Here is a 20,705-nt window from a genome sequence, read left to right on the forward strand (position 1 = left end):
ATGGTGCCACCCTTTGCTGCGGTTTTGCGCCCTGCATCCGGCCATCTGCCGCAAGGGAGCGGCGCGTTCAACTTGGGCCAACAAGATGCGCAGGGTTTTGGCCGCTGTCATTGGCCACAACAATCCATAGATAGGACGGGAAAGGATGGATTTCGCATGCAGCAACAGCCGGTGTTCTTTCTCTCGCACGGCGGCGGCCCCTGGCCCTGGCTCGATGGCCCGTTCCGCGAAGGCTTTGCCTGGCTGGAAGCCTCGCTCAAGGCTTTGCCCGCGCAATTGCCTGCCCGTCCGCGCGCGGTGCTGGTGGTTTCAGGCCATTGGGAAGAGCCGCAGTTCACCGTGTCGACCGCCGCGCAGCCGGGCATGGTCTATGACTATTACGGCTTTCCCGAACACACCTATCACATCCGCTATCCCGCGCCCGGTGCGCCCGATCTGGCGCGGCGCGTGGTGGAACTGGGCAAGGCAGCCGGCATCGCGATGGGCACCGATCCGACGCGCGGTTTCGACCACGGCACGTTCTCGATGCTGCAGCCGATCTGGCCCGAGGCGGATATTCCCGTGCTCAGCCTGTCGCTGCGCGCCGACTATGATGTCGCGGCGCACCTGGCGCTGGGCCGCGCCCTGGCGCCCTTGCGCGACGAAGGCGTGCTGATCATCGGGTCGGGGTTCAGCTATCACAACCTGCGCCAGTTCAACGCCGCGGCGGCGGCGCCATCGGCAGCCTTCGATGCCTGGCTGCGCCATGCCCTGATCGATCTGGCGCCGACCGAACGCGCGGCGGCGCTGCTGGAATGGGAAAAGGCGCCGGCCGCGCGCATCTGCCATCCGCAGGCCGATCACCTCATCCCGCTGATGGTTGCGGTGGGTGCGGCCGGAAATGATCCGGGCATCTGCGTCTATTCGGAAAACGACCTGCGCGGCGCGATTACCGCGTCCAGCTATCGCTTTGGCAGCGATGCCACGCCCAGCGGTTTCGATCGCATCGGCGGCAGTGGCCGCTGAAGCCGGGATGAAGGATGGCGTGCGGTTCCTGTCATGGGGAACCGCACGCCATGGCCATCAGAACGTGGCGGCCTTGATCACGAAGCGGACCGAGCGGCCCGGCATGACCACCAGATCCTTGTTGAGCGCGGTGGCCAGGCGCTGGGTATCGTCGGTCAGGTTCTGGCCCACGATCGCCAGCTCGATGCCGGGGTGGCTCTTGAACGGGCGCCACGCGACATTCATGTTGAGGTTGTTGTAGCCAGCGGTGGGCGTGTCGAAATCGCCCGCCTTGTCCTGCCGGCCATAATGGCTGAACATGATCCCGGCATCGAGCGTCTTGCCCGCCCAGGCCAGGCCGCCACCGATGCGATAGGGCGGGATGCGCGGCACGTTGGAGCCGTTGTCGAGCGTGGCGCGGGTGTAATCGCCCAGCACCTTGGCGGTGAACGTGCCTTCGTCGGTCTTGACCAGTTCCTGGCTCATTTCCGCTTCAAGCCCGCGGAACTTGGCGCCCTGCTGGCGATAGAACAGCTCGCGCAGTTCGCCGTCGGGGCTGGCGGTGCACACGCCATCATCATCGCAGGTGCGGCCGGTCAGCTCGCCATAGATATAGTTCTTGTACCAGGTGTAATAGATCGAACCGGTGAAGGCAAAGCCGCCCTGGCGCACGCGCAGGCTGCCTTCGAGCGAATTGGCGCGCTCGATCTTGAGGTTGGGGTCGCCGGTTTCATAGGTCTGCGGGCCATCGTGGGCGCCGCGTGCGAACAGTTCGGTCAGCGCCGGGGCGCGCCCGGTGCTGGAGAAGTTGAGGCCGAACTTGACTGCCTTGATCGGCGTATAGAGCACGCCGATCGCGCCGCTTACCGGCGTGTACTTGCGCACGGTGAAGGCATCATCGGCCGGGGTGCCGGTGATGCGCACGTGTTCCACGCGGCCGCTGGCTTCCACGTGGAGCGGATCGGCGAGCTGGATTTCGGTGAACAGGTAGCCGGCGATGTTCTGGCTGGTGGCCGGGTTCAGGTAGCTGCTGTCTTCGCCCACGGCCGAGAAATCGCGGTGCTGGTATTCCACGCCCAGCGCCGTGTTGCGCACCGGGCCCATGGCATTGAGCAGCAGTTCGCCGCGGCCGTTCCATTCCTTGTTCTTGAAGGTGGTGTTGATCGAGCCATCCGGGTTCTTTTCCGAATGCTGGTAATCGCCATAGCTGCCGTCGAGCGTAAACGTCTTGAGCAGGCCCGAATCCAGCGCAAAGCTGTTGCGCGTCATCACCTTGGTCTGGCGCATGTCGATATAGGTGGTGTCGCTGGGAATGCCGTAGCGCGCGTCATAGTGCGTGACGGCCAGGCCCACGTGGCTCTTGTCGCCAGGCAGGAAATACGAGCCACCAACAGAGCCGCCCCAGCCGTTGAACCAGGAGTTCTGCTGGGTGCCGAGCGGCGTGTCATAGTTGTCGGTGGTGCGCCAGAACCCGTCGGCATGCAGGGCCAGCTGGCCGGCCTTGCCATCGACCAGCGCTGCGGTTTCGACGCCCTTGTTCACCGTGGTGTAGCTGGTGCTGGCTTCGGCCGACATCGCCTCGGTCGGCAGGGTGGTGGGCACGCGGTTGTTGATCGTGTTGACCACGCCGCCGATTGCCTGGCTGCCATAGCGCAGCGTGGCCGCGCCGCGCACCACTTCGATCGAGCGGGCCGAGAGCGGATCGATGGGAATGCCGTGGTCGGGGCCGATGTCCGACACGTCGGAGCTGGATGTGCCGTCTTCGAGCAGGCGCACGCGGTTGCTGTCCATGCCGCGAATGATCGGGCGGCTGGCGCCAGAGGCAAAGCCGGTGGACGATACGCCGGGCACATCGCGCAGGGCATCGGCAATGCTGGCACCGCCGGCGCGCGAGATCGCATCGGCATCGACGCGCGCAGAAACCGTGGGCGTATCATCGATGGTGTGGCCAAACGGCGTGGCGGTGACCACGATCGGCATGGCATTGCTGCTGCCGCCGCCCGCCGTGCCGCCATCGGCCGCGCCGTCGCTGGCAGGCGCGTCGGCCGCTGGGGCATCAGCCGCCGGGGACGGGGCATCGGCCCAGGCCACAGCAGGGGCCAGAGCCAGGACCGCTGATCCCAGCATCAGGATGGAACGCATCGAAATCTCCTCCATAAACCTTGCATGCACCCACGCTGGCGCGCTGTTGGCAGCGCCGCCTGGCGCAGGCGTGGTGTTCGTCGGCCTCTCCGCCGGGTTCGTTTCCCTTGTTCGGGAACGATATAACATTTCATCATTGCAGCCAGCAAGGGCCGCTTGCGGCGCTTTCTGGCCCTATTTTACCTGAACGTAACATGAAGCAATGTCAGGAAATGCTGCTACCGGCGTCACTTACCGCAAGGGCGGCGGCGCGGCGGGGCATGAAAAAGCCCGCCGGGAATGCCGGCGGGCCTTTTGCAAAACATGTCCTGGCGCGGCGCGATCAGCCCGGGATGGACGCGCGGGCAGCGGCGCCATCGCCCTGCGGCGCGGCGAGGATATCCTTGACCTGGGCGCCCTTGGCGACGGTCTTGGTCTGCGGATCGCCCACCGTGCTGCGGATGCCGACGGCCGAAGCGCCAGCCTTGCCCAGGGTGTCGGTCTCCACCGCGCTGCGCGGTGCGGGGCCGCCGAACAGGGCATCGAGCGCCTGCTTCGACGAATCGACATCCTGCGGACGCGGCGCGCCGGGGTTGGGCGGGGTCAGCGCGAAATCGGGCGGAACGACCAGCGGCGCCTGGCGGCTGACGGCGAATTCGTCAGGGCGCACGCGGTTGAACAGCGAGCTGTTGGAGCTGCACGCAGCCAAAAAGCTCCCGGCCGAAACGAGAAAGGCAAGGGCGACGGCTTTGCGCATTACTTAAATCTCCGTTGGGCTGGGGCTGCCCGGCTCGCGCTTTTCGCGCGAAAACAGCGAACGGGCAAGCAGGATCAGCACGCCCAGCGTGATTGCCGCGTCCGCCAGGTTGAAAATCTGGAAGGGCCGAACCTCACCGAAATGCAGATCGGCATAGTCGATCACATAGCCACGGGTGAAGCGGTCATAGATGTTGCCCATCGCCCCGCCCAGGATCACGGCGAGGCCAGCCAGCTCGCCCATGGCCTTTTCGCGCAGCATCCAGATCGCCACGCCCAGCGCGATCAGCCCGGTCATCGCCAGCAGCGCGAGCCGGCCCTCGCTGGAACTGGCGCTGAGCAGGCCCAGCGAAACGCCCAGGTTCTGCGTCCAGCGCAGGCTGAAAAAGCTGGTGATGTAGATCGCGCCCTGTTCGGGCAGGGCCAGCGGCCCGGCGATCCACGCTTTCACCCCCCGGTCCACCGCAAAGGTGGCCAGGGCCAGGGCGAACCCGGCCAGGCGGTTGCGCGTCAGCAGGCTCACGCGGCGGGCTCGTCGATGGCGGCAACCACGCTTTCGCAGCGGCCGCACAGCGCGCCGTCTTCGGTCACTTCGGGAAGGTGGCGCCAGCAACGGCCGCACTTGTGGTCATCGGTTCGGGTCACGGAAAGCTCCTGCCCACGCGCAACTGTCGCGCTGATGAACAGTTCCGCCAGGCCGCCTTCGGCTTCGGGGGCGTCGGCCGGCACGGTGACCTTGGCTTCCAGGCCCGAACCCAGCACCTTTTCGCGGCGCAGCGGCTCGATCGCCTCGTTCACGCTGGTGCGCAGCGCGCGCAAGCGTTCCCACTGCGCCATGTCGGCCTCTGCCGCCGGCAGTTCGGGCCATTCCAGCAGGTGGACCGAGGTGCCGGGATAGCGGCTCTGCCACACTTCCTCGGCCGTGAAGACCATGACCGGCGCGCCATAGCGCACCAGCGCGTGGAAAAGCACGTCGAGCACGGTGCGATAGGCGCGGCGCTTGGCATCGGCCGGCGCATCGCAATAGAGGCTGTCCTTGCGGATATCGAAGAAGAACGCCGACAGGTCTTCGTTGCAGAACTCGGTCAGGCTGCGGACATACGTGTTGAAGTCATAGTCCGCCACGGCCTGGCGCAGGGTGGCGTCGAGCCCAGCGAGGCGGGCCAGCATGTAGCGCTCCAGTTCGGGCATGTCCTGCGGGGCCACGCGCTCGTCTTCGCTGAACCCGTCGAGCGCGCCCAAGAGATAGCGATAGGTGTTGCGCAGCTTGCGATACTGGTCGGCCACCCCGGCGAGGATTTCCTTGCCGATGCGGTGATCCTCGGTGAAATCTACCGACAGCGCCCACAGCCGCAGGATATCGGCGCCGTAATCGCGCATCAGGTCCAGCGGGCTGATCGTGTTGCCCAGCGACTTGGACATCTTGAGGCCCTTGGCGTCCATGGTGAAGCCGTGGGTGAGCACGGCATCATAGGGCGCGCGGCCACGCGTGGCGCAGCTTTCGAGCAGCGAGGACTGGAACCAGCCGCGATGCTGGTCGCTGCCTTCCAGGTAGAGATCGGCCGGCCAGCGCAGTTCGGGCCAGCGCCCGGATTCCAGCACGAAGGCGTGGGTGGAACCCGAATCGAACCACACGTCGAGAATGTCGGTGATGCGCTCGTAATCGTCGGCACTGTAATCGGCGCCGAGGTATTCCTGCGCGCGCTCGTCGTCCCAGGCGTCGACGCCCTCGGCCATGATCCCGGCGATGATCCGGGCGTTGACCGCTGGATCAGCCAGGTACTGGCCGGTCTGGCGGTTGACGAACAGCGTGATCGGCACGCCCCAGGCGCGCTGGCGCGACAGCACCCAGTCAGGCCGCCCTTCGACCATGGCGCCGATACGGTTGCGGCCCTTTTCCGGCACGAAGCGGGTGGCCGCGATCGCCGCCACGGCCTTTTCGCGCAAGCTGCCGCCCTCGCGGGCCTGGTCCATCGGCACGAACCACTGCGGCGTGCAGCGGAAGATCACCTTGGCCTTGGAGCGCCACGAGTGCGGGTAGGAATGCTTGTAGTCCGCGCTCGCGGCCATCAGCGCGCCCACTTCGGCCAGGGCCGCGCAGATCGGGCCATCGGGCGCGTTGAACTTGGGGTTGATCACGCTGCCCTGGCCGGCCAGCCAGCCCCAGTCTTCGCGATACTTGCCATCGGCCGTGACGGCAAACTTGGGCTCGATCCCGTGCGCCTTGCACAGCTCAAAGTCGTCCTCGCCATGGTCGGGCGCCATGTGCACCAGGCCGGTACCCGATTCGGTGGTGACGAAATCGCCGGCGAGCAGCGGGCGCGGCTCGGCAAAGAAGCCGCCCAGCGCGTGCATCGGGTGGCGGGCGACGGTGCCGGCAAGGTCAGCGCCTTTGCCGGTCCACAGCGGGGCTTCGAGTGTCAAGCCAAAGCGCGTGGCTGCCGCCTCGGCGAGCAGCGCGGCCAGCAGCACGCGCTTGTCGCCTGCCTGCACCAACACGTATTCCACCTCGGGCCCATAGGCGAGCGCCTGGTTGACCGGGATCGTCCACGGAGTGGTCGTCCAGATCACCGCATAGGCACCCTTGAGCGCTTCGATCGGCGAATCCGTGATTTCAAACGCCACGTCGATCTGGGTGGAAACGATGTCCTCGTATTCCACTTCGGCTTCGGCCAGCGCGGTCTTTTCCACCGGGCTCCACATCACCGGCTTGGCGCCGCGATAGAGCTGGCCGGATTCGGCGAACTTCAAAAGTTCGCCCACGATCGTCGCTTCGGCCTGGAAATCCATGGTCAGGTAGGGCCGGTCCCAGGCGGCGTTGATGCCCAGGCGCTTCAACTGCTCGCGCTGCACGTCCACCCACTTCTGGGCATAGGCGCGGCATTCGGCGCGGAATTCCTTGGGCGGAACCTCGTCCTTGTTCTTCTTCTTCTTGCGGTACTCTTCCTCGACCTTCCACTCGATCGGCAGGCCGTGGCAGTCCCAGCCGGGCACATAGGGCGCGTCCTTGCCCAGCAGGGTCTGGGTGCGCACCACCATGTCTTTCAGGATATGGTTCAGCGCATGGCCGATGTGCATGTCGCCATTGGCATAGGGCGGGCCATCGTGAAGGATGAACTTTTCCCGGCCTTCGCGCGCGGCGCGCAGCTGGCCATAAATGTCTTCATCCTGCCACCGCGCGAGAATCCCCGGCTCCTTTTGCGGGAGCCCGGCCTTCATGGGAAAATCGGTCTTCGGCAGGAAGACGGTCGATCGATAGTCGCGCGTTTCGGTCATGATCGGCGGGCCTTAGCGATCTGTGCGGATTCCTGCAAATGCCGGATGCAGTGAGAGGTACAAGAGGTGTCCCGCCGTCAGCATTCCACGTCACCCCGGGCTTGACCCGGGGTCCCGCTATTCTTCGACGAACAGCGCAAGGTAGCCAAAAGAAGCTGGACCCCGGATCAAGTCCGGGGTGACGAACAGGTTGGGGTTGGGAGTGGGGGCGACACCGCCCCCATCACGGCGTATTCTCGTCGCGGTCCTGCGCGGCCACGGCTTCGGCATTGGTGCGCGCGTCCATGTCGGGGCGCAGGGCGGGGCCGACGGTCCAGAAATTGTCGATCAGCACGGTGCCGTGGAACGATGCGGGCACTTGCGGCAGTTCGCGCGCGTGGCGCAGGCCGGTGCCCAGGGCATCGCCGCTGCCTTCGCTGGCCACCGCCATGACATGGCCGCCCACGCCCTCGATCCGCTGCTGCACGCGGTTGGGCCAGCCCCACAGCGTCATCGCCCCCTTGGGAAAGCTGTCTTCGAGCGCGGCGATCATCGTGGCGCCCTGGCAGCTGGCTGGCACCAGCGAGGTCCAGCCCTTCCAGCGATAGTCGTTGGTGCAGGTGCGGCTTTGGACAGGATCGATCGTCCAGGCGCCGGGCAGCGCCTGGTTCACCGCTGCCACCAGCGCGGCATTGCCGACAAAGCCCTCGCCTAGCGCCCGCGCATCGTGGCCATTGCGCTTGAGCGCGTCGACCAGCAGCGGCACGGCGGCCACGTCATTGCCGGGAAAGCGATAGATAAAGCGGCCGCTCGCGCTTGCGGCCAGGATCTCGTCGAGCGAGGGGATCAGCCCGCGCCCCTTGCCGCGTAGGGGAAAGGTCTTGCCGCCATCGGCGCTATAGCCATAGCCGGCGTCGAGCCGGGCCAGCTGCGCCATGGTCATCTGCGTGACCGGGCCGGTCGCCTCGGTGCGGCAACCCAGATCGGCATCGGGATAGAGCGCGAGATGGTTGTCGGCGGTGCGCACCACGTCGATCGCCACGTAATCGGCGCCCATGCGCCGTGCGGTAAACACCGAGCGGGCGGTATCTTCCAGAATGGCATGGAGCGGGGGCAGGATTTCCCGCGCCGGGCAGGGGGCATTGCGCCCGCCCGGCTTGTAATCCTGGGTGATGCCGCCGTTGGCGATCAGCCGCGGCCGTCCGGGCGCGGCGGTGACGATCCAGCTGGCATTGACGAAGGTGAGCACCAGAAAGGCCAGCGCCCCGGTAAACAGAGCGCCCCGCAACCACACCATGCCATGTCCTTTCCACCCAGCCCGATAAGATCGGGCCCCGCGCGATCAAGCCGTGGCGGGCTGGCCTGTCAACCAGGCAGCCGCCAATCGCGTCGAAACGGAGGAAAAATCAGGCGTTTTCCAGCAGCCGGCGCGCTTCCAGGCAATCGCGCGCCATTTGCGCCACCAGCGCATCCAGGCTGTCGAACTTGGCCTCGGGGCGCAGGAAATGGTGGAAGCTGACTTCGATTTCCTGGCCATAGAGATCGCCGGTGAAATCGAAGAAGTGCGGCTCCAGCAGTTCCTTGGGCGGATCGAACGTGGGGCGGATGCCCACGTTGGCCGCACCCAGCAGTTCGCGCCCGTCGCACAGGCGGCCCTTGACGGCATAGATGCCATAGGCCGGGCGCAGATACTTGCCCATGGCCAGGTTGGCGGTAGGGAAATTGATCGTTCGGCCCACCTTGTCGCCATGCTGGACAATGCCGCGAATGGCAAAGGGCCGCGTCAGCAGCGCCGCCGCCGTGGCGCAATCGCCGGCCTTGAGCGCTTCACGCACGCGGCTGGATGACACCACCACGCCGTCGCGCTGCACCGGGCCAACCGCGCGGGCGGCAAGCCCGTATTGCGCGCCCAGTTCGCGCAGCACGGAGATGTTGCCGCCGCGCTGCTTGCCAAAGGTGAAATCCTCGCCGGTCACCACGCCGGCGGCGCCGATGCGATCGGCCAGCAACTGGCCCACGAAATCCTGCGCGCTGGTCTGTGCCAGGGTGGCGTCGAATTCGAACACCAGCATGGCATCGGCGCCAGCGGCGGCGAACAGTTCCTGCCGCTGGTCGAGCGAGGTGAGGCGGAACGGCGGCGCCTTGGGATCGAAATGGCAGACCGGATGGGGATCGAACGTGGCGATCATCACCAGGCGGCCTTCGGCCCGCGCCCAGCGCACCGCTTCGGCCACCACGGCCTGGTGGCCCAGGTGGAACCCGTCGAAATTGCCCAGCGCCACGATGGCGCCGCGCCAGTTTTCAGGCACGCGCTCGCGTGCATAGAGCCGGATCATGGCGTGCTGCCTTCTTGTTGTGCATCGGCCCGTTCCAGCGTGACAAAGGCAAAGGCCGGATGGCCGGGGCCGGCGTCATGTTCGCTGCGGGCAATCTCGTGCCAGGCGGCATCGGGATAGGGCATCGTTGTATCGCCGCCAAACGCGCCATGCACTTCGGTCAGTTCAAAGCGGCGGGCCAGCGGCGCAAACAGGGCGAGCATTTCCGCCCCGCCGATCACCGCGGCTTCCGCCTCATCGGCCACGCTCGCCAGCGCTTCGGCCAGGCTGTGTACCACCTGCGCGCCCGGCGCCGACCAGGCTGCATCGCGGGTCAGCACCACATGGCGGCGGCCGGGCAGCAGGCCGGGCAGCGATTCGAAGGTCTTGCGGCCCATGATCATCGGCTTGCCCATGGTCAGGGCCTTGAACCGCTTGAGATCGGCGGGAATGTGCCAGGCAAGCGTGCCCTTGTCGCCGATCGTGCCGTCCTGGGCCCGCGCCACGATCAGGAACAACGCCGCGCCCATGGCTTACTTCACCAGCCGGGTAACATGGCCCATCTTGCGGCCCGGGCGCGTTTCCGCCTTGCCATAGAGGTGCAGGTGGTTGGCCGGATCGGCCAGCAGTTGCGGCCAGGCATCGGCCGCTTCGCCGATCAGGTTGTCCATCACCGCGCCCTGGGTGACGAGTTCGGTGCTGCCCAGCGGCAGGCCGAGGATCGCGCGCACGTGATTCTCGAACTGGCTGGCGATGGCCCCTTCGATGCTCCAGTGCCCGGAATTGTGCACGCGCGGCGCCATTTCGTTGAACACTGGGCCATCGCGGGTGGCAAAGAATTCCAGCGTTAGCACGCCGACATAGTCCAGCGCGGCGGCCACTTGCTTGGCCAGCGCGCGCGCGGCGGGCACTTGCGCGGCGATCTCGGCTGGGGCGGGCACGGTGGAGCGCGCCAAGATGCCGTCTTCGTGCTCGTTGCAGGCGCTGTCCCAGAACTGCACGCTGCCATCCTGGGCGCGCACCAGGATCACCGAAAATTCGCCGAAGAACTCGACAAAGCCTTCGTAGATCAGCGGCACGGCGGGCAAGTCCAGTCCGGCGGCGTCGGCCGGCGTCATGATGCGCCACTGGCCCTTGCCGTCATAGCCATCGCGCCGGGTCTTGAGAATGCCGGGAGCACCGATCGTTGCCACGGCGCGGGCAAGATCCTCCGGCCCGTCCACCTGCATCCACGGCGCCGGGCGGCCGCCGAGCGTTTCCACGAACGATTTCTCGTTCACCCGGTCTTGCGCCACTTCCAGCGCGCGCGCGGGCGGAAAGAGCGCGGCATGGGGCAGGATCGCTGCCAGCGGCGCGGCTGCCACGTTCTCGAATTCATAAGTGACGACGGCCACTTGCGCGGCAAAGGCAGCCAGCGCGGCTTCGTCGTCATACGTGCCCTGGGTATAGGCCGCGCTCACCTGCGCCGCGACGGATTCCGCGCGCGGTTCGGGGGCATAGACATGCGCGCAATAGCCCAGCTGCGCGGCGGCCAGGGCCATCATCCGGCCCAGTTGCCCGCCGCCCAGGATGCCGATCGTCGCGCCAGGGCCAAAGGTCTTCATTGCGGACGCTCGGCTACGGCATCCGTCTGCGCCTGGCGGAACGCGATCAGGCGCTGCGCCAGTGCCGCGTCGGTGGTGGCCAGGATCGATGCCGCCAGAATGCCGGCGTTGGTGGCGCCCGGCGCGCCGATCGCCAGCGTGCCCACGGGAATGCCGCCAGGCATCTGCACGATCGAGAGCAGGCTATCCATGCCCTTCAGAGCCTTGGATTCCACCGGCACGCCCAGCACGGGCAGGTGCGTCATCGACGCGACCATGCCCGGCAGGTGCGCCGCGCCGCCGGCCCCGGCGATCACCACCTTGAAGCCGGCGGTATGCGCGGTCTTGGCAAAGTCCACCAGCCGATCAGGCGTGCGATGGGCCGAAACGATGCGGCATTCGTGGGCCACCCCCAGCTTTTCCAGCACGGCGGCGGCGTTCTTCATCGTTTCCCAGTCGGACTGGCTGCCCATGATGATGGCAACCTGCGCGCCGACTTGCGCACTTTCACTCATCCCAAATCCCCCATCGGGCGTCGGTGCGCTCCTCAGCGCTCCGACAGGTAATAGCGTTCCACTTCGGCCAGGTTGTCGTCCAGTTCATAGACGATCGGCTGGCCGGTGGGGATTTCCAGGCCGGTGATATCGGCATCGGAAATGCCCGACAGGTGCTTGACCAGCGCGCGCAGCGAATTGCCATGGGCCGAAACGATCACGGTTTCCCCGGCCTTGAGGGCGGGCACGATCAGCTCTTCATAGGCCGGCAGTACGCGGGCGATGGTGTCCTTGAGGCTTTCGGTGGCGGGCACAGGAATGCCGGCATAGCGCGGATCGCTGGCCAGATCGAACGCGCTGCCCGCTTCGAGCACCGGCGGCGGAATGTCGAAGCTGCGGCGCCACACCTTGACCTGCTCGTCACCATGCTTGGCGGCGGTTTCCGCCTTGTCGAGGCCAGTCAGCCCGCCATAGTGCCGCTCGTTGAGGCGCCAGTCCTTGGTTTCGGGCACCCACAGGCGGCCGGCGGCTTCCAGCGCCAGGTGCAGCGTCTTGATCGCGCGGGTCTGGAGCGAGGTGAACGCGACAGTGGGCAGCACGCCCTTGTCTTTCAGCAGCTGGCCGGCGGCAAAGGCCTCGGCCGCGCCCTTTTCGGTCACATCAACGTCCCACCAGCCGGTGAAGCGGTTTTCCAGGTTCCATTGCGACTGGCCGTGACGAATCAGGATCAAACGGGGCATCGAGGCTTCCTGCTGCAAGAAAGGAGACAAGAGAACGCGGCCCCTAGCGGGCCGGGGGCGATTTGGAAAGGCGAGTCACGCCGATTCGCCGCCATTCTCCCCGCGCTGCGGCGCCATTTCTTCTTGGGTCTCTGAAAGCGCGCGCGCCTGTGCTTTGCGGCGGCGCAGGTTCTCGCGCAGGCGCTGGGCAAGGCGCTCTTCGCGGCGGGCGGCAGGCGATGGGGTTTTCGACAGGTTCATGGCCATGGTTCTTTGCCGCGCGAATTTTTTGCCGGCAACCCCGCTTGACTTTGCCAACCCGTGCGGCCAATAGCGCGCCTCCACCGGCGGCAAGGCCCCGATGGCACGAAGCCCAGGCGCCCGGCGCCCCGGCTTTCGCGGAAATGGTGTGCTGCTGTAGCTCAGTGGTAGAGCGCATCCTTGGTAAGGCTGAGGTCGGGAGTTCAATCCTCCCCAGCAGCACCATTTCCCGGCAAACCCAGCCAGATCAAAACATTCGCGCTCAGGCCTGCAGGTCGGCCCATTCGGGATGGCGGCGGAATTGCGCGGCAACATAGCTGCACGCCGGCACCACTTTCCAGCCCTGCTCGCGCGCATCGGCAATGAGCGCGTCCACCAGCCGTGCGGCCACGCCGCGCCCACCGATCGCGCTGGGCACCAGGGTGTGATCGGCCACGACCACGCCGGGCGCCGCCTCGCGCCAGGTCAGCACGCCTTGGGCGGATTCATTGGCCACGCTGGCATGATAGGCGCCGTGGCTGCCCTGGTTGTCGTGGGTGATGGAAACGGTCTGGTCCACGGCAGTTCTCCCTGCACCCTGCAACAACGGGTGGCTTGACCGCACAACGCCTTCGCAGGCAGTGCGGTTTCCATGCATTTCTTCTCTGACAACGCCGCGTCCGTCCACCCCCGCGTCTGGGCCGCGATGCAGGCCGCCGACGCGCCCGACTTTCCCTATGATGCCGATGCGCAGAGCCGCGCGCTGGACGAGGCGTTTTCCGCGCTGTTCGGCACGCCCTGCGCCGCGCTGTGGGTGGCCACCGGCACGGCGGCCAATTGCCTGGCGTTGAGCGCGATGGTGCCGCCGCACGGCGCCGTGGTCTGCCACCGCGAGGCGCATATCGAGATGGACGAGGGCGGCGCGCCGGGCTTTTTCACCCATGGCGCCAAGCTGATCCTGGCCCAGGGCGATGGCGCGCTGTTGACGCCCGAAAGCATTGCCGCCGCGATCGATCCGATTCGCCCCGGCGTGCACCAGGTGCAGCCCCATGCCATATCGATCACCCAGGCCAGCGAATATGGCCGCGCCTATCGTCCGCACGAGGTGGCCGCGATCGGCTCGCTGGCGCGCACGCGCGGCCTGATGCTGCACATGGATGGCGCGCGCTTTGCCAATGCCGTGGCGTTCCTCGATTGCGATCCCGCCGCGCTCACCGCGCAGGCCGGGGTCGATGCCTTGAGTTTTGGCTTCGTCAAGAACGGCGGCCTGGGGGCAGAGGCGATCGTGCTGTTCGACGAGGATCTGGCCGATGTGATCCGCTTCCGCCGCAAGCGCGCCGGGCATCTGCAATCCAAGGGCCGCTATCTGGCGGCGCAGATCCTGGCCATGCTGGAGCATGACCTGTGGCTGGCCAATGCCCGTGCCGCCAATGCCGCCGCGCAGGAACTGGCCACGGCCTGCACCGGGCGCCTGCTGCACGCGGTGGAGGCTAACGAGCTGTTCGTGACGCTGAGCGATGTGGAAAAGACCACGCTGCGCGGCATGGGGTTTGATTTCTATGATTGGCCCGCGCCGGCCGGCACGCCGGGTGCGGCCCGGCTGGTGACGGCGTGGAACAGCGATCCGGGCCATGTTGCCGCGCTGGCCCGCGCGATTCGCGCGCTGTGAGCAGGGCCGTGCCCGCCGCGCCCGACAGCCTGTGGCGGCCGCGCGTGGTGATCCCGTTCCTGGCCGTGGCGCTGATCTGGGGTTCCACCTGGCTGGTGATCAAGGGCCAGGCCGGCACCGTGCCGCCCAGCTGGTCGGTGTGCTATCGCTTTATCGTCGCGGCGCTGGGCACGTTCGTGCTGGCCGTGCTGCGCAAGGATCGCCTGGCGCTCGATCGCCAGGGCTGGACCCTGGCGCTGGGCATCGGCTTCTTTCATTTCACGGTCAACTACCAGTTCCTCTATCCGGCCGAACAGCACCTGACATCGGGCCTGGTGGCCGTGCTCTATGCCCTGCTGATGGTGCCCAATGCCGTGCTGGCCCACCTGTTTCTGGGGCAAAGGGTGCCGCGCGGGTTCTGGGCCGGTTCGGCCGTGGCGCTGGCGGGGATTGCCCTGCTGGTCCTGCACGAAGTGCGCGTGGCGCCGGCCACCACCACGCCGTGGCTGGGCATCGCCATGGTCACGGTCTCGATCCTGGCGGCATCGGTAGCCAACGTGATCCAGGCCTCGGGCGCGGCGCGGGCGCGGCCGGTGCTGCCGATCCTGGCCTGGGCCATGACTATCGGCGCGCTGGTCGATGGGGTGGTGGCGCTGGTGCTGGCCGGGCCGCCGGTGATCGACTGGCACTGGTCCTATGTCTCGGGCGTGCTTTATCTGGCGATCGTGGGGTCGGTGATCACGTTCCCGCTCTATTTCCAGCTGCTCAAAGACATGGGCGCGGGCCGCGCGGCCTATAACGGGGTGCTGGTGCCGGTGGTGGCCATGGCGCTGTCGACCGTGTTCGAGGATTACCGCTGGTCGCTGCTGGCGGCGGGTGGCTCTGCCCTGGCGATGGTCGGGCTGGTCATGGCGCTCAAGGCGCGCAATCCTTCGCGATAGGTGGGATAGACCGGGCGCCAGCCCAGCACGCGGCGCGCCTTGCCGGCGGCAACGCGGCGGCTTTCGGCATAAAACCCGCGCGCCATGGGCGAAAGCTGCGCTTCATCGGCAGTGCGCAGCGGCGGCAGGGGCAGGCCGGTGAGCCGCGCGGCCTCTTCCACCACGGTGTTCTGGCTGGCCAGTTCGTCGTCCGCCAGGTTATAGACGCCGGGCGGCCCGGCAAAGGCGGCGATCGTGGCGCCGGCAATGTCGTCCACATGGATGCGGCTGAACACCTGGTCGCGGGCGATGATGCGATGCGCCGTGCCCTCGCGCAGCTTGTCGATCACGCTGCGCCCCGGGCCATAGATGCCGGGCAGGCGCAGCACGCGCACGCGAGGGTCAAGCGCCTGCCACGCCAGGTCTGCCGCCACGCGCGCGGAACGCCGCCCGCCGCCGATCGGTGCGGTTTCATCCACCCAGGCGCCGCGCGCATCGCCATAGACCCCGGTGGACGACCAATAGCCGATCCACGCGCCCGGCCAGTTGGCTAGTGCCGCGCCATAGGTTCCCAGCACCGTATCGCCGCCTTCGCGCGCAGGCGGGACCGAAGACAACACATGGCTGGCCTGCGCCAGGGCGGCGTGGACGGCGGCGCTATCGGCAAAGTCGATCGTGCCGGCGCGGCCGGTGCCGCTGACCTGCCAGCCTTGCGCGCGCAGGGCCTTGGCCAGGACTTGCGCGGCATAGCCCATGCCGAAGATGAACAGGTGGCCTTCTTGCGCTGTATCTGCTTGTTCCTCGTCACCCCGGACTTGATCCGGGGTTCCGCTGTGTTTGCTATCGGTCATCGGTTGCGCGAGGCCTCCACCACCCCAGCCCCTTCTTGCGAAGCAGAGAGGGCTTAAACCCGGCAATTATCCCCTGTTTCCGATTTGCTCAATTGCCCCAAGGCCTGCGGCTTCCTAAGTCAGGGCCATGAAGGATTCAGCCAGCCAGCCGCCCGTCGTGATCCAGCGCGCCGATTATCGCCCGCCCGCCTGGCTGGTGCCCGATATCGCGCTCGATTTCCTGCTCGATCTTGCCGCCACGCAGGTGACGGCGACGCTCGATGTGGAGCGCAACGCGGCTGGCGATGGCGGGCCGCTGCGCCTCAATGGTGATGGCCTGGTGGCGCAGAGCGTCTCCGTGGATGGCGAACCGCACAGTGCCTGGACCATGGACGGCGACGATCTGGTGGTGGAACTGCCGGGCGATGCGCACCAGGTGACGATCGAAACCACGATCGATCCCACCGCCAATACCCAGCTGTCCGGCCTCTATGCCTCGGGCGGGCTGCTGTGCACGCAGTGCGAGGCCGAGGGCTTTCGCCGCATCACCTTCTTCCCCGATCGGCCCGACGTGCTCAGCCGCTACACCGTCACGCTCACGGCGGACAAGGCGGCGTTCCCGGTGCTGCTGTCGAACGGCAACCCGATGGACAGCGGCGAGGAAGACGATGGCACGCACTGGGCGATCTGGCACGATCCCTGGCCCAAGCCGTCGTACCTCTTTGCCCTGGTGGCCGGTGATCTGATTGCCACGCGTGATCGCTTCACCACCATGTCGGGGCGCGAGGTTGACCTGGCGATCTGGGTGCGCGCGGGCGATGAAACGCGCACTGCCCATGCGATGCGCGCGCTGATCGCCTCGATGGACTGGGATGAAAAGGTCTATGGCCGGGAATACGATCTCGACCTGTTCAACATCGTGGCGGTTTCCGATTTCAACGCCGGGGCGATGGAGAACAAGGGCCTCAACATCTTCAATACCCGCTATATCCTGGCCGACCCGGAAACCGCGACCGACGCGGACTACGACGGCGTCGAAGGCGTGGTGGCGCACGAGTATTTCCACAACTGGTCGGGCAACCGCGTGACCTGCCGCGACTGGTTCCAGCTGTCCCTGAAAGAAGGCTTCACCGTGCTGCGCGACCAGCAGTTCTCGGCTGATCAGGGCTCTGCCCCGGTCAAGCGGATCGAGGATGTGCGCGTGTTGCGCAGCGCCCAGTTCCCTGAGGATTCGGGGCCGCTGGCGCATCCGATCCGGCCCGATTCCTATCAGGAAATCAGCAATTTCTACACGGCAACCGTCTATAACAAGGGCGCCGAGGTGATCCGCATGATGACCGTGCTGGCCGGGCCGGAGCGGTTCCGCGCGGGGACGGACCTTTATTTCGAGCGCCATGATGGCGAGGCGGCGACGTGCGAGGATTTCGTCACCGCGATCGAGGATGGCGCCGGGCTCGACCTTAAGCAGTTTCGCCGCTGGTACGAGCAGGCCGGCACGCCGCAGGTGGACGTGGGCATGACCCACGATGCCGCCAGCGGCACGGTGACCCTGGCGTTCAAGCAGACCGTGCCGCCCACGCCGGGCCAGCCGGTCAAGCAGCCGATGGTCATCCCGCTGCGCACGGCGCTGTTCGATCGCGCCACCGGCCGCCATGGCGGCGAACACCTCATCGTGCTGGCTGATGCGGCGCAGACCTTTACCTTTGACGGCTTTGCCCAGGCGCCGGTGCTGTCGATCAACCGTGGGTTTTCGGCGCCGGTGGCGATCAATGCGCCGCAAAGCGTGGAAGACCTGGTGTTCCTCGCCGGCCACGATGACGATGCCTTTGCCCGCTATGAAGCGATGCAGCAACTGGTGGTGCAGCATCTGGTGGCAGCGGTCGAAGGGCGGCTCGATGATGCATCGCGCGAGGCTGGCCGCGCCGCGATCGGCGGGGCGCTGGGCGCGATCCTGGCCGATACCGCGCTCGATGACCTGATGCGCGGCGAACTGGTCATGCTGCCGGGCGAGGCCTATCTGGCCGAGCAGATCAATCCGGTCGATCCGGCGCGCGTCCATGCCGAACGCGAAGCACTCAAGGCCTGGCTGGGCCGTGAACTGGGCGACGCGTGGCGCGGCCTGCACGATCGCTGCACGGCGGTGCCCTATGGCCTCGACGCTGCCGCACGCGGCGCGCGCAAGCTCAAGACCCAGGCGCTGGTCTATCTCGCTGCTGCCGATCCGGTCGAGGCGGCGCAGCGCGCCAAGACGCAGTATGACGCGGCCGACAACATGACCGATCGCCAGGGCGCGCTGATGGTGCTGTGCGGGCTGGACGTGCCCGCGCGCGATGAAGCGCTGGCGCATTTCCACGCTCGCTTTGCCGAGAACCGGCTGGTGATCGACAAGTGGTTCTCGCTCCAGGCCGGCTCGCTGCACCCGCGCGCGCTCGATCATGTCCGCGCCCTGGCGCAGCATGCCGATTTCACCCTGACCAACCCCAACCGCGTGCGGGCGCTCTACATGGCCTTTGCCGCCAATGCCCAGGCGTTCCATGCGGCCGATGGCGCCGGCTATGCGCTGATTGCCGATCTGATCCTGGCACTCGATCCGATCAACGGCAACGTGGCGGCACGGTTCGTGGCGCCGCTGGGCCGCTGGCGGCGGATCGAGCCGGTGCGCGCCGCGCTGATGCGTGCCCAGTTGGAGCGGATCGCCGCCGCGCCGCGCCTGTCGCGCGATGTGCGCGAACAGGTGAGCAAGAGCCTGGACGGATGAGCGTCGAGGTTCTCACCCACCCCGCGCTGGACGGCGCCGCCCATGGTTTCCTCGGGCGGCGGGGCGGGGTTTCTGCTGGCATTCATGCCGGGCTCAACGTGGGCTGGGGCAGCGAGGATGACCCGGCCGCCACGGCCGAAAACCGCCGCCGCGCGACTGCTGCGGTGCTGCCGGGGGCCACGCTGGTCTGCGCCTATCAGGTGCATTCGGCCGATGTCATCACCGTGGACCAGCCGTGGGACGAAGCGGACCGCCCGCGTGGCGATGCGCTGGTTACCCGCCAGCGCGGCGTGCTGCTGGGCATTTTGACCGCCGATTGCGCGCCGGTGCTGTTTCACGATCCCCATGCCGGGGTGATCGGCGCGGCCCATGCCGGCTGGCGCGGCGCGTTCGATGGTGTCACCGATCGCACGGTGGCGGCGATGGAGGCTCTGGGCGCCGATCGCGCGGCGATCGTGGCGGTGGTCGGGCCCTGTATCGGCCAGAAAAGCTATGAGGTGGATGCCGGGTTCGAAGACCGCTTCCTGGCCCAGTCAGCCGAAAACGAACGCTTTTTCCGCGCGGGCAAGGCGGGTCACGCCTGGTTCGATCTGCCCGGCTATGTCGCGCATCGGCTCCACGCCTTTGGCGTGGGCGTGATCGGCATGCTGGACGAAGATACCTATGCCCAGCCCGACCGCTTCTTCTCGTTCCGCCGCGCCACCCACGCCGGGGAGCCGGGCTATGGCCGCGAGATTTCGCTGATCGGGCTGAAGTAGGGCAACCTATCGCCCGTCGAGGCGGCGGCCCAAGGTTTCCACCGCCTGCGGTTCGTATCCCAGCGCGGCATAGAAGGCCTTGGTCGCCAGGTTGTCGGCACGGACCATCAGCATCACCTTGGGGCAATCGCGCGCGGCAAGCCACTGTTCGGCCGCCTGCATCAGCGCGCGGCCTAGCCCCTGGCGCTGAAACGCCGGGACCACGCCCAGGTAATAGACCCAGCCGCGATGGCCGTCATAGCCGACCATGATCGTGGCCGCAGGCGTCCCCTCCTGCTCGGCCAGGATCACGGTGCAGGCCGGGTTTGCCATCGCCAGGTGATAGTCGGTGGCCGGATCGTTCCACGGCCGGGTCAGCCCCGCCGCCTGCCACAAGGCGATCACGGCGTGGGCGTCGGCAGGGCCGGCTTCGCGCAAGACAGGCTGGGCCATGCGCGGTCAGTGCCCACCGGCCGCGTCGGCTTCGCCCAGGTTCTTGGCCGAGGAATCCGCTTGGCCCGCCACCCAATAGCCGGCCGCCTTGATCCACCGCTTGTCGAGGCCGCGCGTTTCCACCAGGTATTCGCGGGCGGCGCGCGCCACGCCGGCTTCGGCCGCGATCCACACGAATGTGGCGGGCGGCAGGTCGATTTGCGCCAGCGCCGCGATGATCGGCGCAGGATCGGTAGCGGCCGCAGCGTCGCGATGCAGCCAGTGCGTTTCCAGCGTGGTGGCGGTGGCAAAAGTCTGCTCGTCGGCCGCGCCGGGCACGGCGCCGATCACCGTGGCACGCACCCCGGCGGGCAGTTCCTCCACGCGGCGGCCGATCGCCGGCAGCGCGGTTTCATCGCCCACCAGCAGCCAATGGGCAATCGGCCCCTCGATCACCTGCGAACCGCGCGGGCCGCCAATGCGTATGGGATCGCCCACCTGGGCCGCGCGCGCCCAGTCAGACACCGGGCCGCCTTCATGGTCGAAGAAATCGATGGTCAGGGTGCCGGCGGCGGCATCGTGGTGGCGCGGCGTATAATCGCGCATGATACGTTCATCCGGCCCGCCTTCGACGAAAACCTTGATGTGATCATCGGGTGCGCCGCTGACAAAGCCGGCCAGTTCGGGCCCTTCGGCCACGATGCGGATCATGTTGGGGGTCAGCCGCTCGTGCCGCGCGATACGCAGGGTGCGCAGCGTGGTTTCGTGGCGCATGCGGCGCAGCACCGGCGCGTCGGCAGGATCGGAGTGGGGGGTGGAGGTCTGGCTGGCTTGGCTGGTCATCGGGGGCCTGTCTGTGCGGAGTGGGGCAGGGAATTGCTGTGAACGAGTTATAAGATATATCTTTGATCGC

General features: G+C 67.1%; 20 protein-coding genes and 1 tRNA gene. 6 read left to right on the top strand and 15 right to left on the bottom strand.

Annotated features, from left to right (window positions below; translation table 11 throughout):
- The first annotated feature begins 156 nt into the window (after positions 1-156).
- Positions 157-1,005, top strand: a complete 849-nt coding sequence (locus IP65_RS11335) for a class III extradiol ring-cleavage dioxygenase (protein WP_054131779.1) — start codon at positions 157-159, stop codon at positions 1,003-1,005.
- Between the two features lie 57 nt (positions 1,006-1,062).
- Here the strand turns inward: IP65_RS11335 and IP65_RS11340 are convergent, their stop codons facing one another.
- The 11 genes from IP65_RS11340 to IP65_RS21710 form a co-directional block, all read right to left on the bottom strand.
- Entirely contained in the window at positions 1,063-3,126 is a 2,064-nt protein-coding gene (locus IP65_RS11340; RefSeq protein WP_054131874.1) for a TonB-dependent receptor, read from the bottom strand.
- 322 nt (positions 3,127-3,448) lie between these two features.
- Positions 3,449-3,862 (bottom strand): DUF3035 domain-containing protein, encoded by a 414-nt coding sequence (locus IP65_RS11345; protein ID WP_022676779.1) that lies wholly within the window; start codon positions 3,860-3,862, stop codon positions 3,449-3,451.
- A gap of 3 nt (positions 3,863-3,865) precedes the next feature.
- On the bottom strand, positions 3,866-4,384 hold the full coding sequence (gene lspA / locus IP65_RS11350) for a signal peptidase II (RefSeq protein WP_022676780.1): 519 nt from the start codon (positions 4,382-4,384) through the stop codon (positions 3,866-3,868).
- A complete protein-coding gene (ileS, locus tag IP65_RS11355; RefSeq protein ID WP_054131780.1) occupies positions 4,381-7,137 on the bottom strand; it encodes an isoleucine--tRNA ligase in 2,757 nt (918 codons plus the stop codon). The genes lspA and ileS overlap by 4 nt, the downstream gene beginning before the upstream one ends.
- Before the next feature lie 223 nt (positions 7,138-7,360).
- Entirely contained in the window at positions 7,361-8,413 is a 1,053-nt protein-coding gene (locus tag IP65_RS11360; RefSeq protein WP_054131781.1) for a glycerophosphodiester phosphodiesterase family protein, read from the bottom strand.
- 109 nt (positions 8,414-8,522) lie between these two features.
- The gene (locus IP65_RS11365) at positions 8,523-9,452 is read right to left on the bottom strand and encodes a bifunctional riboflavin kinase/FAD synthetase (RefSeq protein WP_171794908.1); all 930 of its coding nucleotides are present in this window, start codon (positions 9,450-9,452) and stop codon (positions 8,523-8,525) included.
- The gene (locus IP65_RS11370; protein WP_054131782.1) at positions 9,449-9,961 is read right to left on the bottom strand and encodes a dihydrofolate reductase; all 513 of its coding nucleotides are present in this window, start codon (positions 9,959-9,961) and stop codon (positions 9,449-9,451) included. The genes IP65_RS11365 and IP65_RS11370 overlap by 4 nt, the downstream gene beginning before the upstream one ends.
- 3 nt (positions 9,962-9,964) lie before the next feature.
- Complete coding sequence (locus IP65_RS11375; RefSeq protein WP_054131783.1) at positions 9,965-11,035, bottom strand: 5-(carboxyamino)imidazole ribonucleotide synthase; 1,071 nt, start codon at positions 11,033-11,035, stop codon at positions 9,965-9,967.
- Complete coding sequence (gene purE, locus IP65_RS11380; RefSeq protein WP_054131784.1) at positions 11,032-11,529, bottom strand: 5-(carboxyamino)imidazole ribonucleotide mutase; 498 nt, start codon at positions 11,527-11,529, stop codon at positions 11,032-11,034. Before purE ends, IP65_RS11375 begins: the two co-directional genes overlap by 4 nt.
- 32 nt (positions 11,530-11,561) lie before the next feature.
- Positions 11,562-12,248, bottom strand: coding sequence for a 2,3-diphosphoglycerate-dependent phosphoglycerate mutase (gene gpmA, locus IP65_RS11385; protein WP_028657981.1), 687 nt, complete (start codon positions 12,246-12,248; stop codon positions 11,562-11,564).
- A gap of 75 nt (positions 12,249-12,323) precedes the next feature.
- Positions 12,324-12,488, bottom strand: coding sequence for a hypothetical protein (locus tag IP65_RS21710; protein ID WP_167542861.1), 165 nt, complete (start codon positions 12,486-12,488; stop codon positions 12,324-12,326).
- A 150-nt stretch (positions 12,489-12,638) separates the two neighbouring features.
- Between IP65_RS21710 and IP65_RS11390 the strand changes: the two genes are divergently transcribed.
- Positions 12,639-12,713 (top strand) — tRNA-Thr (locus IP65_RS11390).
- Between the two features lie 37 nt (positions 12,714-12,750).
- Here IP65_RS11390 and IP65_RS11395 read toward each other — a convergent pair.
- Positions 12,751-13,047: a GNAT family N-acetyltransferase gene (locus tag IP65_RS11395; protein WP_022676789.1), complete on the bottom strand. Its 297-nt coding sequence runs from the start codon at positions 13,045-13,047 to the stop codon at positions 12,751-12,753.
- A gap of 72 nt (positions 13,048-13,119) precedes the next feature.
- On the opposite strand from IP65_RS11395, the gene IP65_RS11400 reads away from it, so the two are divergent.
- Entirely contained in the window at positions 13,120-14,136 is a 1,017-nt protein-coding gene (locus tag IP65_RS11400; protein ID WP_054131785.1) for a low specificity L-threonine aldolase, read from the top strand.
- On the top strand, positions 14,133-15,056 hold the full coding sequence (locus IP65_RS11405) for a DMT family transporter (RefSeq protein ID WP_054131786.1): 924 nt from the start codon (positions 14,133-14,135) through the stop codon (positions 15,054-15,056). The genes IP65_RS11400 and IP65_RS11405 overlap by 4 nt, the downstream gene beginning before the upstream one ends.
- Here IP65_RS11405 and IP65_RS11410 read toward each other — a convergent pair.
- Positions 14,966-15,790, bottom strand: a complete 825-nt coding sequence (locus tag IP65_RS11410) for an epimerase (RefSeq protein ID WP_054131876.1) — start codon at positions 15,788-15,790, stop codon at positions 14,966-14,968. The two genes, IP65_RS11405 and IP65_RS11410, sit on opposite strands and share 91 nt — an antisense overlap.
- 223 nt (positions 15,791-16,013) lie before the next feature.
- Here IP65_RS11410 and pepN point away from each other — a divergent pair, with 223 nt between their 5' ends.
- Both pepN and pgeF read left to right on the top strand, forming a co-directional pair.
- Positions 16,014-18,623, top strand: coding sequence for an aminopeptidase N (pepN, locus tag IP65_RS11415; protein WP_054131787.1), 2,610 nt, complete (start codon positions 16,014-16,016; stop codon positions 18,621-18,623).
- On the top strand, positions 18,620-19,381 hold the full coding sequence (gene pgeF / locus IP65_RS11420; RefSeq protein WP_054131788.1) for a peptidoglycan editing factor PgeF: 762 nt from the start codon (positions 18,620-18,622) through the stop codon (positions 19,379-19,381). The genes pepN and pgeF overlap by 4 nt, the downstream gene beginning before the upstream one ends.
- Before the next feature lie 6 nt (positions 19,382-19,387).
- On the opposite strand, the gene IP65_RS11425 is transcribed toward pgeF, so the two are convergent.
- Positions 19,388-19,813, bottom strand: coding sequence for a GNAT family acetyltransferase (locus IP65_RS11425; protein WP_054131789.1), 426 nt, complete (start codon positions 19,811-19,813; stop codon positions 19,388-19,390).
- A gap of 6 nt (positions 19,814-19,819) precedes the next feature.
- A complete protein-coding gene (locus tag IP65_RS11430) occupies positions 19,820-20,635 on the bottom strand; it encodes a siderophore-interacting protein (protein ID WP_054131790.1) in 816 nt (271 codons plus the stop codon).
- Positions 20,636-20,705: the final 70 nt, after the last annotated feature.

The sequence above is a fragment of the Novosphingobium sp. AAP1 genome, from assembly GCF_001295765.1.
GTDB classification, from domain to species: domain Bacteria; phylum Pseudomonadota; class Alphaproteobacteria; order Sphingomonadales; family Sphingomonadaceae; genus Novosphingobium; species Novosphingobium capsulatum.

Excerpts from the sequence above, each read along its gene's own strand:
- IP65_RS11335 (WP_054131779.1), top strand. The coding sequence starts at position 157 with ATGCAGCAACAGCCGGTGTTCTTTCTCTCGCACGGCGGCGGCCCCTGG.
- IP65_RS11340 (WP_054131874.1), bottom strand. The coding sequence starts at position 3,126 with ATGCGTTCCATCCTGATGCTGGGATCAGCGGTCCTGGCTCTGGCCCCT.
- IP65_RS11345 (WP_022676779.1), bottom strand. The coding sequence starts at position 3,862 with ATGCGCAAAGCCGTCGCCCTTGCCTTTCTCGTTTCGGCCGGGAGCTTT.
- ileS (WP_054131780.1), bottom strand. The coding sequence starts at position 7,137 with ATGACCGAAACGCGCGACTATCGATCGACCGTCTTCCTGCCGAAGACC.
- IP65_RS11360 (WP_054131781.1), bottom strand. The coding sequence starts at position 8,413 with ATGGTGTGGTTGCGGGGCGCTCTGTTTACCGGGGCGCTGGCCTTTCTG.
- IP65_RS11365 (WP_171794908.1), bottom strand. The coding sequence starts at position 9,452 with ATGATCCGGCTCTATGCACGCGAGCGCGTGCCTGAAAACTGGCGCGGC.
- IP65_RS11370 (WP_054131782.1), bottom strand. The coding sequence starts at position 9,961 with ATGGGCGCGGCGTTGTTCCTGATCGTGGCGCGGGCCCAGGACGGCACG.
- IP65_RS11375 (WP_054131783.1), bottom strand. The coding sequence starts at position 11,035 with ATGAAGACCTTTGGCCCTGGCGCGACGATCGGCATCCTGGGCGGCGGG.
- purE (WP_054131784.1), bottom strand. The coding sequence starts at position 11,529 with ATGAGTGAAAGTGCGCAAGTCGGCGCGCAGGTTGCCATCATCATGGGC.
- gpmA (WP_028657981.1), bottom strand. The coding sequence starts at position 12,248 with ATGCCCCGTTTGATCCTGATTCGTCACGGCCAGTCGCAATGGAACCTG.
- IP65_RS21710 (WP_167542861.1), bottom strand. The coding sequence starts at position 12,488 with ATGAACCTGTCGAAAACCCCATCGCCTGCCGCCCGCCGCGAAGAGCGC.
- IP65_RS11400 (WP_054131785.1), top strand. The coding sequence starts at position 13,120 with ATGCATTTCTTCTCTGACAACGCCGCGTCCGTCCACCCCCGCGTCTGG.
- IP65_RS11410 (WP_054131876.1), bottom strand. The coding sequence starts at position 15,790 with ATGGGCTATGCCGCGCAAGTCCTGGCCAAGGCCCTGCGCGCGCAAGGC.
- pepN (WP_054131787.1), top strand. The coding sequence starts at position 16,014 with ATGAAGGATTCAGCCAGCCAGCCGCCCGTCGTGATCCAGCGCGCCGAT.
- pgeF (WP_054131788.1), top strand. The coding sequence starts at position 18,620 with ATGAGCGTCGAGGTTCTCACCCACCCCGCGCTGGACGGCGCCGCCCAT.
- IP65_RS11425 (WP_054131789.1), bottom strand. The coding sequence starts at position 19,813 with ATGGCCCAGCCTGTCTTGCGCGAAGCCGGCCCTGCCGACGCCCACGCC.
- IP65_RS11430 (WP_054131790.1), bottom strand. The coding sequence starts at position 20,635 with ATGACCAGCCAAGCCAGCCAGACCTCCACCCCCCACTCCGATCCTGCC.